Origin of the sequence: Enterococcus sp. DIV1208, assembly GCF_050530455.1 — a bacterium.
Lineage (GTDB): Bacteria > Bacillota > Bacilli > Lactobacillales > Enterococcaceae > Enterococcus_B > Enterococcus_B hirae.
On the sequence record NZ_CP172887.1, the window covers coordinates 1,612,514 to 1,624,164 of the forward strand.

Consider the following 11,651-nt stretch of genomic DNA (forward strand, 5'->3'; position numbering starts at 1 on the left):
TCATGCATACCCTTAAATAGTACACTAACCCTTTCAAATTGTAAACATATTGAATGGTTAGAATCCACGTTTTTCATGACTTTTTTATCTGATAAGTGTCAACGGTCACTTTGAAAGAGTAGCATTTCCCTTAAAATATTTCCCCTTTTTTCTAGGAAATCTGCTTCCTCTGCTTCTGTTTGTCTATTATTATAGTTTGGATCATACATGCTAAGTGTATCAGCAAACCATTTTTGGGGATCACCGACATATGTATCATAAACAGGATAAAGAAGAGCGGATTGCATCATAAATTCTTCTTTTAGCACTGTACTAAGATAGGCATCTTGATCTTCATAAGCTTCTGCTAATCGCATTAATTGTTCATAAGCCTTCTGCTTTTCTGGTTTTGGTAATGTTGCAGGTATGACTTCTATAAACGTCTGATCCATCGTTAAATAAACAACTGGCTGGTGTTTCTTCACTTGCACGAGTGACTCTAACATTTTTGCTCGCACTAATAAGTGGATCTCTGGTAAGATAATCATTTTTTTGATTGTTTGTACCAATTCATGATAAGGCAACTCTTCAATCTCAGAAACAACCAAAAGTTGTTCTGCAGGTGGCATTGTCGGCATTTTTTCAACACTAAGATGAATCTTACGTATTTTTTGACGGTCATTTTGACTCGTGAAATTTTCTGCTTGTTGGATCTTCTCTACCATGAGTTGCTCAAATAAATCAGAAAAATCATAGCTGGCAATTAACTTGCGAGCATAAAGATAATCTTTTGTTTGGATCAGCAGATCAAAATAAAAAGCTGCCACTTTTTCATCTGTCAGGTAGTCATTTTCATAAGGAAACGCCTGATTCAGCGCTTCTTTTTTTTCATCTAGCTCAACTAAGCAAAGGACAAGTAGACGATTCGCCTCAAATGTTCCTTTAAGCTCCAATGCTCGTTGTAAAAATGTCTTTGCTTGTAAATATTGATGATCAGCTAATGCTTGTTGCGCTAGACGTATAAGATTTTCGTATTTATCAGGAAAATCAATCGGCTCCAATGTTCGTTCTCCCTTCGACTCTTTGCCAGTAAAATCATGAATAAAACTATAGTATCAAACATAAAAAAACATGACAATCTTTTTTAGATTGCCATGTTGAAAAAATAAAATGAATCAAGCATTAATTTCTTGATTAAAGGCTTTGACTAGATTTAGCGTGACTACACTCGTATTTGAAAAATAATCACCAATATGCTGTTTTCTTTGATTAAAGATTGTCGGTAAATAGCCAACAAAAAGTAATGGGAATTTCAAAATGAACCGACAAGCGCCTTCTCTCACCAGCACTGTTGTCCAACTCAAATCTGATTCATTAAAGCAAATCACACGAATCCCAAAAATCATTTTTCCAATCGTTTGACCATGATTTAATTTCGTGAATAAAATAAAATAACCAAGGTAAATCAGCAAAGCAGCAAAACCATAAATACTTAAATAAGAATCGGATACTTTTAACCAGTCTAAATTAGCCGCTGATCCAATGGTCAACCGTGTGATTGAGCCAATACAAATCAGATCCACAATAAAAGCGAAAAATCTTATCCAAAATCCTGCATAAAAATATTTAGGAAAGTCATTTACATTGATTTTTTCCTCTTTATCTTCGGTATACTGTTGCCATTGTTGTTGCTTTACTTTGATTTCACTTTCAGATAGTGGTTTTTCTTTAAAAGATTGAAGTACTTTTTGAGAAAAGCCTGGATCTGGACCCACAGCAGGACGATCTGCCTTGTTATGTGAAGTTAAATCTTCTGGTTGCTTCGTCATGCTTACTCACCTCCGTAATAATACATTGCCTTTGGTGATTGAACAGTTCCTTGATTTTCTAAGAAAGACAAGATTTGACTTGTTTCAGAAGCTTTTAAGCCTTGAAGCTGAGCAAGTTTCGAACCGAACCATGTGTTTGCAAAACCAGTAGTATTCGTTTCATATTCTACTAACTGAGCGTTTTCTAAATGTTGCTCACTTCTCATCGCTTTTAACGCGTCTTGTGGATACCCAATTTCATCCACTAATCCGACTGCTTTCGCCTGTTCTCCATCATAAATACGACCATCCGCAATTTTTCGGACTTCTTCTTCTGATTGATTTCGTCCAGTACTGACTACTTTGACAAATCGATTGTAGGCATTATCGATATAAGTTTGTAAGACTTTTTGATCTTCTGGCGTTTGTGGTCTAGTACTTGAACCCATATCTTTCAATGCACCACTTTTTACCGTCGTATCCTCGATCCCTAATTTTTCTAAAAGTCCAGAATAATTAAGACCTGACATGATGACACCAATGGACCCAGTGACTGTTTCCTCTGTTGCATAGATTTTATCTGCTTGGGCTGAGATATAATATCCGCCACTAGCAGCTGTATTTTTCATACTGACATACATTGGAATATTTCGTTCATTTCGGATATCACTGATTGTCTTAGCTATTTCTGCACTTTCATAAACACCACCACCAGGAGAATTGACTTCTAACATCATCCCTTTGATCGTTTTATCTTCTTTTATAGCATTTAATTGCTCCATAAACTTAGCGTGATTGTATCCTTCTGTTGCAAACAAACCTGATGTTCCATCACTAGTGATCGTCCCATCAACAGTCAATTTTACGATTTTTTCTGAACTATCTCCTTCTTCCAGAACCGTGGGCGATAATTCATTAGTGCCATATAATAAGCTATTCAAACCACTCATTTGCTTTTCTTCTTTTGAATTTGACGTCAGGCTAGATGATACCAACGAAACAACCAATAAGCCTGCCGCAATCAACACTGCTATCCAACGCTTTTTATTCATACTCTCCCTCGCTTAATATAAATTTTTGATAACGATCACTGTTTCTTTTTCTCCAGTTGCATTCATTTTTTCTGCTTTTTCGACTAATGTAAATCCATTGAACTTCTCTTTTGTCCACTCATCTTCTACTACGAATTGTTGCGCTTCTCCAATAGTCAACGCATCAGGCGCAATTTCTTGGATACTATCCCAACCAGTATCTAAAAAGATTTTGGTTTCATCATCCACTGTATTTACTTTTTCAAGTTCGGCCAACTTTTTTTTTAGCATGCCTAATGTCAAGACCGCGATATTTGATGCCATTTTTCATCCTCCTTCTTTTACTTACTCTCATATTGTACCGAAGTCTGCAAAAAGATGATAGTCAAAACTTCATTTCGATCCTCCCGCCACAACCATATAGACCAATTTTATTTTTTCTCTTTTTTATTGACAAACATCACACAACAACGTTATCATTTAAGAAGTTTCCAGAAAAATACTAAAAAGGAGTTTAGATATACCATTCTCATTTTAAGGAATAGCGCCTGGTCTGTAGTTACAGATGACGAGGAAAGGGTTTATCGAAATATTCGGCGGATGACCCTAGGGACTGCACTCTATAGGATCGATCAAAACCTATCTGTGAAGATAGAACAAAAATCGATTCCAGCAGCTGGAAACTTTCATAATGATTATATTATAGAAAGTAGGATGTTTTTTATGTGTGGAATTGTCGGAATGATTGGATTTGAAAACGTAACACCAGGATTGATCAATGGTTTAGAAAAATTAGAATATCGGGGATACGATTCGGCTGGAATCTTTGTTGCGAATGACGAAAATGATTTTTTGGTCAAAGCACAAGGTAGAATTCAGAACCTAAAGGATAAGCTAACAAACGAAACAGCAGGAACAATCGGAATCGGTCACACTCGTTGGGCAACTCATGGCGAACCTTCTCAAAAAAATGCGCACCCTCACACTTCTCAAAGCGGACGTTTTGTTCTTGTCCATAACGGTGTAATTGAAAACTTTGCTGAATTAAAAAATGATTATTTAGAAACGGATCAATTTTCAGGGGAAACGGATACTGAGATCATTGCTCATCTTATTGAATTTTTTGCAAATGAAGGACTGGATACAAAATCTGCCTTTGTCAAAACACTTCAATTAATCAAAGGTTCTTATGCTTTCGCATTAATTGATCGTACTCTGCCAGATCAAATTTTTGTTGCTAAAAACAAAAGCCCTCTCTTGATTGGTCTGGGAGACGGATTCAATGTTATCGCCAGCGATGCAATGGCTATGCTGGCTTATACGAAAGAATTTGTTGAAATTGAAGATGGCGAATTAGTGATCGTCACTAAAAATGAGATTTCAATCGAAACGATCTCAGGTCAACCAGTTGAACGAACTTCTTTTGAAGCACAAATTGATGCAGCTGATATTGAAAAGGGCACTTATCCTTACTACATGTTGAAAGAAATCGATGAACAACCGATCGTTATGCGAAAGATTGCCCAAACTTACGTGAACCATGAGAATGAAGTACTGATGGACAAACAACTTTTAGAAACAGCTAAAAACAGTGACCGTATCTACATTGTTGCTTGTGGAACGAGTTACCATGCTGGCTTAGTTGGAAAACCTATTTTAGAACAATTAACCCGTATTCCTGTGGAAGTCCACCTTGCAAGTGAATTTGGTTATAATTTGCCTTTACTTTCAGAGAAACCATTTTTTATTTTCTTAAGCCAAAGTGGAGAAACAGCAGACAGTCGACAAGTACTCGTGAAAATGAATGAATTGAATTACCCATCATTGACGATCACTAATGTACCCGGCTCTACTTTATCAAGGGAAGCTTCTTACACTCTTTTACTACATGCTGGACCTGAAATCGCCGTGGCTTCAACAAAAGCTTATACTGCTCAAATCGCTGTTTTAGCTGCACTTGCTAAAGGAATTGGTCATGAAAAAAATCTTTCTTCAGCTAGAGAATTCGATCTAACGCACGAGCTTAGTATCGTAGCGAATGGCATGGAAGAACTAATTTCTCAAAAGGACTACTTACAGGAGTTAGCATCTGACTATCTAATGGATGCAAGAAACGCTTTTTATATTGGACGTGGAACAGATTATGCTGTCTCTTTAGAGGCTGCATTGAAGTTAAAAGAAATCAGTTATATCCAAGCAGAAGGTTTCGCAGCTGGGGAATTAAAACATGGTACGATCGCGCTGATTGAAACGAACACACCGGTTATCGGGATGATCAGCGAAGAGATAACAGGTGCACACACGAGAGGAAATCTAAAAGAAGTGGAAAGTCGTGGAGCAAAAACTTTGGTTATGGCTACAAAAGGCTTAGATCGACCAGGTGACCAATTAGTATTGCCTGTTGTTCATCCTTTACTCACTTCATTAATCACAGTGATTCCTACACAATTGATTGCCTACTATGCGACCTTGCTAAGAGGTCTTGATGTTGATAAACCGAGAAATTTGGCAAAATCAGTGACCGTTGAATAGGAAAAAGGTTAAAAAAATATAGCATGTATCACCATGAAAAAAGCCAAAAAACAATGAAATTTAGTTTTCATTGCCTTTTTGGCTTTTTTGTGTAGTCATCAATCAGTTCGAAAATGACTTTTTATTGTTTTAACCTATTTTGCATCGAGTCCCCCATCTAAAGGAGCTAAGCATTAGTTCCGGGCTGTTTTGCTTGATGGCTCTTTTTTTGTCTCCTGTAAGATAACAGGATTGTTACACTCATTATGGTTAGCCCCAGTAGTTGTAGCAATGGACTAACTTTATTACCCGTAGCTGGTAACTGTTTACTCACCTTTTTAGCAGTATTCTTATTCACTTTTGCTTCCACTTTTCCTTTATTAATCGCTCCATTATTTTTTGTTTCGGTTTCTTTTGCCACAGGTGGTTTTTCCGTTGATTCTTTTTCTATCTCTTCCTCTAAAGGAGGAACCGTCTCATGTTTTTTGCTTGTCTGCACAATGATTTTATTACTTTCTTCCGAGAGATCCCCTTCTTTGTTTTTCGATTTAACTACATAAGAATATTTCGTATTTTCCTGTAAATCTTTATCAGTATATAGTGAGGTTTCCCCCGCTACTTCTCCTACCAATACATTGTTTCGGTAAACTTGATAGCTCATGATTTCCTTCGATTCATTAGGTGCGTCCCACATTAAAGCCACTTCATGTTCTGTGACACGGGCTGATCTCAGTTTAGTAGGGGGCAACGGGCGACTCACCTCAATTGTCATTTTCGTTCTTGATTTCACTGCACTACTCGCTTCTGATAGATTACCAGCTTGATCAACCGCTCTGATTTTATAGGTATAAGTGGTAGCCTCCATCAAGCCTGTATCTATGTAGGATAATTCCGTACCAGACAGTGTTTGGATTAACTGATCATCTCGATAGACGTGATAACCAGTGACACCCACATCATCGATTGCTGCTTCCCACGACAAGCTGACACTGTTAGTTGTTACATCATCGATTCGTAAATTCAAAGGGGGCGTAGGAGGAGTCAGATCTTCTGCTGATTTTGTCCTAGCCGTTACCGCATTACTTGCTTCTGATAGATTCCCTGATGGATCAACAGCTTGACTATATAGGTATAGGTGGTATCTTCCATCAACCCTGTATCTATGTAGGTTAAGTCCGTACCAGTTAGCGTTTGAACCAACTGATCATCTCGATAAACGTTATAACTAGCTACATCAACATTATCGATTGCTTCTTGCCATGATAAGCTGACACTGTTAGTTGTTACATCATCGATTCGCAAGTTCAAAGGAGCTGCAGGAGGAAGAATTTCTTCTGTTGGTTTTGTCCTAGCCGTTACTGTATTACTCATTTCTGATATGTTTCCTGCCTGATCAACTGCTCTTACTTGATATGTATACATCGTATCTTCCATTAATCCTATATCCGTGTATGCTACTTCCTCCGCACCAATAACCCCTTGAATTAACTGATTGTCTCGATAAATGATATAACCGATTACGTCAATGCTATCTGTCGCTGATTCCCACGATAAGCTGACACTATCAGTTGTTACACTAGTGACTTTTAAATTCAAAGGCACTGCAGGTGGGCTGCTACTCGCCAGTTTTGTCCTAGCCGTCACTGCATTACTCGCTACTGATACATTCCCCGCTTGATCAACTGCTCTCACTTCATACGTATAGGTAGTATCTTCCGTTAATCCATTGTCGGTATAGGCGAGGTCTGCACCGGTTACTGTTTGAATCAGTTGGTTGTCTCGATAAACCAAATAACCCATTACGCCTACGTTGTCTGTTGCAGCTTCCCAAGACAAGCTAACACTATCACTTGAAACGTCGTTGACTTTCAGATTTTTAGGATTGGTAGGAGCTTCCAAATCTAATGCAGTGGCTTGAACGTTATCAAAATATGCTGTCCCGTTTCCACTAGACGCAAAACGGATAATATATGTATTTTCACCTTCCGGAGTCGTAAAGCTAAATTCATGTTGTTTCCAAGCATCATTATAATGTCTCTCATCCTTCAACGAAATAAACCCTTCCCCATGATTAAGCGTGCCAAATTCCACAATTGCTGGAAACGAAGGGTCTCCAATCACATAATAAGTGAATTGATAGGTCGTTTTCGGTTTTAACTGAACATATTGCAGGATATTCTCTCCATTTGATGCCATTACATAATGATTGCCACTTTCATCTGTCACAAGTGCAGGATTGTTACTTCCAGGATTGGAAACGATCCAGTGATTCAACCCATCATTAAATTCACCATTTTTTATAATCACCTCTTCTGCTAGTTGATAAGAGGGTGCATAAGATGGATCAACCGCTACTACAATGACCGGTTTTACAAATAGAAAAACAATCATCATCAATCGAATCAGTTTTTTGAAAATTTTCATATTTACCTCCTCTAAATTAGTTGTTTCGCAAGTTAGTTTAATCTATTCAGAGATAAAAAAAGCCCTTTTTTTTCGTATAATTAGAAATTAAAGTTCTATCATAACAACTTTTAACGGAGAATATTCTAAACCCAACGCTAATTTTATACAAAAAAGTAGTTATCTTGGAACAATCATTTGACAGCAACCCAAATTTGTTTTCCTACAGACAAAAAAACTGTTATTCACAAAAACAAGAAAACATTTTTGTAAATAACAGTCGATTACTATTAAAATGAGAAAAATTTTAGTTCTTATTCTTCAAGTCCGATCTCTTCTCGAACAACTGCAGCAATCTTATCCACGTAATATGCTACTTTTTCATCCGTTGGCGCTTCAGCCATGACACGTAATAATGGTTCAGTTCCAGAAGGACGAACTAAAATTCTTCCTTCACCAGCCATCTCAGCCTCAGTTTCTTCAATCACTTTTTTGATCGCTGGAACTTCCATTGCACCATTTTTGTTGCTTACTCGGATATTTACTAATTTTTGTGGGTAGATCGTCACTTCGCTCGCTAACTCGGATAATTTCTTCCCAGTTTGCTTCATGATATTCAGTAATTGGATTCCTGATAGCATTCCATCACCTGTAGTATTAAAGTCAAGGAAGACCATATGACCAGATTGTTCTCCACCAAAATTATAATCATTTTTTCGCATTTCTTCTACAACATAGCGGTCACCAACCTGAGTAACTACGTCCTTCAAGCCAATTTCTTCCACCGCTTTATGGAATCCTAAATTACTCATGACCGTTGTAACGATCGTATCTTTTTTCAAACGATTTTTCTTTGAAAGGTATTTCGCACAAATGAACATGATTTTATCACCATCAACGATGTTCCCAAGTTCATCCACTGCAATAATTCGATCCCCATCACCATCAAATGCTAAACCGGCATCGGCGCCTTTTTCAACAACCATTTCAGCTAACTTTTCAGGGTGTGTTGAACCAACACCATCGTTAATATTTAAGCCATTAGGGCTGGTACCCATCGTATAAAAATCTGTTTCTAAGTCTGCGAATAAACGGTTGACAGAAGTTGCTGTCGCCCCATTTGCCGCATCGACACAAACGGTTAGGCCTGATAGATCCCCATTGATCGTTTGCACTAAGAATTGAGAATATTTTAATAAGCCTTCTGGAAATTCTTCTACTGTTCCTAATCCCTCTGCTGAAGGACGTGGCAATTCGTCCACTTCGGCATCAAGCAATGCTTCAATTTCTAATTCTTGTTCATCCACTAATTTAAACCCATCAGCACCAAAAAATTTGATTCCATTATCTTGTGCAGGATTATGTGAAGCAGAAATCATCACGCCGGCATTGGCTTTTTGCAATCTTGTTAAATAAGCAACTCCTGGTGTGGAAATGACGCCAAGTTGAAATACTTCAATACCAACTGATAACAAACCAGAAATTAAGGCTTCTTCTAGCATTTGCCCAGAGATTCTGGTATCACGCCCAACTAAAACCCGTGGACGTTTCCCTTCTGTTTCATGTTGGCTTAATACATATCCGCCACATCTACCTAACTTAAACGCTAATTCTGGTGTCAATTCTTTATTGGCTTCGCCACGGACACCATCCGTTCCAAAATATTTACCCATAATTGTAAATTTGCTCCTTTAACTTAATTTTCCGAAGAATACGTTTGACTCTCTTGTGTACTTTGCATAGTGGATTCACTCGAATCTGTACTTTCAGAAGTTTGCTTGCTTTCTGTCTGGACACTAGAAAGTGACGTGCTCGATGTAGTCGACTTTGTCGTTGACGTTGTTGAGTCATTCCTTTTAGTCGAACTTTGATTTTTATCGACTGAAGAATCACTAGTTGTCGATTCCAGCACTGGTGTTATCTCAACTTTAACCGATTTAGGCGAGACGCTCATTCCTTGTTCAATAGGAATCTGAATCGTCCTAGTCGTTCGATGAGTAATTCCTGATATGTCGATAGGCACAGCGATACTATCCCCTATTTGAGCAAGTTGTTCCGTCGTCCCTGTGACTTCAGCCTCTAATTCGGAAAACTTGAAATTATAGTTCTTAATTCCTTCGCCTTTTGTCCCTTGTTGAATACCATATAGGCTAACCGTTTTTTTCGGTTTGATTGCATCTGACGTGACGTTGACTTGCACTGGATCAGAAACAATACTCAACGGCTCACCAGCTGAATTTAACGCTTGTACAGATACATTACTATTCACACCATCGTCCGTTATCATTGACGGGTTGACTTTTGCAACCACTTGATGAATTTCCGCTAAAGTCTTATCTCCAGTGGTGATCGTGACCTTCGTCGGATCGACGGTTGTTTCAGTTAAATTATAACCAGAAGGCGTCGTCTCTGTTGGCAGAATAGCCTTAACTTCAAAGTCTTTGGTCACTTTCTTTTCAATTGTAACCGTGATCGTTTCCGGTTGCAACTTAGCGGTGACAGCGCTGCTTAGATTTTTGATTTTCAATGGCACTTCGTGGGTTCCTTCACCTAGATGTGCTAAGTCTGCGGTGACCCTAAAGGTACGGGTGTCTTCATTTGCCTCAGCCATCAACTGGATACGATTCGCACTAGCCAATTTGACAGTAGTAGTGTTTTCGTAACCATGGATATAATACTTATCGGTATCATATAAAAGTTGGATCGAAACATCAGAAGCTGTCTGCGAATAGGACTCGTTTCCAGATAATGTGTTTTGCATCGTTTGACCATTCGCATTGAAATAAAGAATGATACTAAACAATAACGCAACAAACCCATACAGAATACTCGTACGCTTTTCTTTTGAGATCATTTCCGATCCCCTCCCTTAGTCATTGCGTCCAAGAAAGATTGAAGCCCATTCTTTTTGTTTTTATTTTTTTCTTCTACAATTAGTTGTTTTCGTAAGATCGATAAATACTCTTCTTGCGATAACCCTGGTATCAATTGATTGTCTAAAGTGATACTTACATCTCCTGTTTCTTCCGAGACCACGATAGTTATTGCATCGCTGACCTCACTAATACCGACAGCAGCTCGGTGACGTGTTCCAAATTCTTTTGGAATCAACATACTTTCTGATAAAGGTAAATAGGCACTGGCAACTGCAATTTTTCCATTTTTGACAATAACTGCCCCGTCATGCAGCGGCGTATTGGGGATAAAGATATTAATGAGTAACTCACCAGTAATATCTGCATCCAATGCGATGCCTGTCTCAATATACTCATCTAAACCAGTATGACGCTCGATCGTAATCAGAGCACCAATCTTACGTTTCGACATATATTGAATAGCTTTATCAAAGGATAGGATCATCTTCTCGTCTTCTTGCTGTTCGCTTTTCGTTTGTTTGAATAACGAACTTCTTCCCAGATGTTCTAACCCACGACGAATCTCTGGTTGGAAGATGACGATTGCTGCAATCACACCATAAGTTATGACTTGGTTCATCAGCCATGACAGCGTGTGTAGCCCAATCAACTCAGCCGCAATTCGAATCACGATAAAGATGGCAACGCCTTTGAGCAATTGGATCGCTTTAGTCCCTCTTAGTAGCTGGATCAGTTTGTAAACCAAATACCATACGACTAAAATATCCAGTATGTTTACCAAAAAATTCAGAGAAAATAAGTCACCGGAAAACATTTGTTGCCAATACTCTAAATTAAAAAGTTCCCCGATTTGAAATGACATAAAAAGCCTCTCTTCTCTTTTGAGATTTCCCTTTAAGTATATCATATGTTTGGAAATATGAGACGATTCTGCCTATTTTTTTCAAGAAAATTACATAAATTATTCGATCGATTTTTCCGTCCTTTAAATTGTTTGCTTATCATTCACTAAATGAGATAGTTGGACCACTGAACGAAACCTC

10 protein-coding genes are annotated in these 11,651 nt (G+C 38.1%); 1 reads left to right on the forward strand and 9 read right to left on the reverse strand.

The features are described from left to right. Positions 1 to 98 precede the first annotated feature (98 nt). The 4 genes from IGK91_RS07435 to IGK91_RS07450 form a co-directional block, all read right to left on the reverse strand. Positions 99 to 1,040, reverse strand: coding sequence for a hypothetical protein (locus tag IGK91_RS07435; protein WP_081123305.1), 942 nt, complete (start codon positions 1,038 to 1,040; stop codon positions 99 to 101). Positions 1,041 to 1,154: 114 nt separating this feature from the next. Beyond that, on the reverse strand, positions 1,155 to 1,808 hold the full coding sequence (locus tag IGK91_RS07440; protein ID WP_010737729.1) for an RDD family protein: 654 nt from the start codon (positions 1,806 to 1,808) through the stop codon (positions 1,155 to 1,157). Between the two features lie 2 nt (positions 1,809 to 1,810). After that, positions 1,811 to 2,839: a signal peptide peptidase SppA gene (sppA, locus tag IGK91_RS07445; RefSeq protein WP_010718964.1), complete on the reverse strand. Its 1,029-nt coding sequence runs from the start codon at positions 2,837 to 2,839 to the stop codon at positions 1,811 to 1,813. A gap of 12 nt (positions 2,840 to 2,851) precedes the next feature. Then, positions 2,852 to 3,142, reverse strand: a complete 291-nt coding sequence (locus tag IGK91_RS07450) for a hypothetical protein (protein WP_181934323.1) — start codon at positions 3,140 to 3,142, stop codon at positions 2,852 to 2,854. A 399-nt stretch (positions 3,143 to 3,541) separates the two neighbouring features. On the opposite strand from IGK91_RS07450, the gene glmS reads away from it, so the two are divergent. Beyond that, positions 3,542 to 5,350 carry a glutamine--fructose-6-phosphate transaminase (isomerizing) gene (gene glmS / locus IGK91_RS07455; RefSeq protein WP_081123306.1) on the forward strand — a complete coding sequence of 603 codons (1,809 nt, stop codon included), beginning with the start codon at positions 3,542 to 3,544 and terminating at the stop codon, positions 5,348 to 5,350. Between the two features lie 166 nt (positions 5,351 to 5,516). Here the strand turns inward: glmS and IGK91_RS07460 are convergent, their stop codons facing one another. The 5 genes from IGK91_RS07460 to cdaA form a co-directional block, all read right to left on the reverse strand. Then, positions 5,517 to 6,353: a fibronectin type III domain-containing protein gene (locus tag IGK91_RS07460; protein ID WP_430605278.1), complete on the reverse strand. Its 837-nt coding sequence runs from the start codon at positions 6,351 to 6,353 to the stop codon at positions 5,517 to 5,519. Positions 6,354 to 6,400: 47 nt separating this feature from the next. Further along, positions 6,401 to 7,753 (reverse strand): fibronectin type III domain-containing protein, encoded by a 1,353-nt coding sequence (locus tag IGK91_RS07465; protein WP_430605279.1) that lies wholly within the window; start codon positions 7,751 to 7,753, stop codon positions 6,401 to 6,403. Positions 7,754 to 8,046: 293 nt separating this feature from the next. Beyond that, entirely contained in the window at positions 8,047 to 9,405 is a 1,359-nt protein-coding gene (gene glmM / locus IGK91_RS07470) for a phosphoglucosamine mutase (protein WP_010718960.1), read from the reverse strand. Between the two features lie 23 nt (positions 9,406 to 9,428). Then, positions 9,429 to 10,586: a CdaR family protein gene (locus tag IGK91_RS07475; RefSeq protein WP_010737734.1), complete on the reverse strand. Its 1,158-nt coding sequence runs from the start codon at positions 10,584 to 10,586 to the stop codon at positions 9,429 to 9,431. Beyond that, entirely contained in the window at positions 10,583 to 11,470 is an 888-nt protein-coding gene (cdaA, locus tag IGK91_RS07480) for a diadenylate cyclase CdaA (RefSeq protein ID WP_010737735.1), read from the reverse strand. Before cdaA ends, IGK91_RS07475 begins: the two co-directional genes overlap by 4 nt. Between the last annotated feature and the right edge of the window lie 181 nt (positions 11,471 to 11,651).

Coding starts and splice junctions, on each gene's coding strand:
- glmM (WP_010718960.1), bottom strand. CDS start 9,405: ATGGGTAAATATTTTGGAACGGATGGTGTCCGTGGCGAAGCCAATAAA.
- IGK91_RS07440 (WP_010737729.1), bottom strand. CDS start 1,808: ATGACGAAGCAACCAGAAGATTTAACTTCACATAACAAGGCAGATCGT.
- IGK91_RS07465 (WP_430605279.1), bottom strand. CDS start 7,753: ATGAAAATTTTCAAAAAACTGATTCGATTGATGATGATTGTTTTTCTA.
- IGK91_RS07475 (WP_010737734.1), bottom strand. CDS start 10,586: ATGATCTCAAAAGAAAAGCGTACGAGTATTCTGTATGGGTTTGTTGCG.
- sppA (WP_010718964.1), bottom strand. CDS start 2,839: ATGAATAAAAAGCGTTGGATAGCAGTGTTGATTGCGGCAGGCTTATTG.
- IGK91_RS07450 (WP_181934323.1), bottom strand. CDS start 3,142: ATGGCATCAAATATCGCGGTCTTGACATTAGGCATGCTAAAAAAAAAG.
- cdaA (WP_010737735.1), bottom strand. CDS start 11,470: ATGTCATTTCAAATCGGGGAACTTTTTAATTTAGAGTATTGGCAACAA.
- glmS (WP_081123306.1), top strand. CDS start 3,542: ATGTGTGGAATTGTCGGAATGATTGGATTTGAAAACGTAACACCAGGA.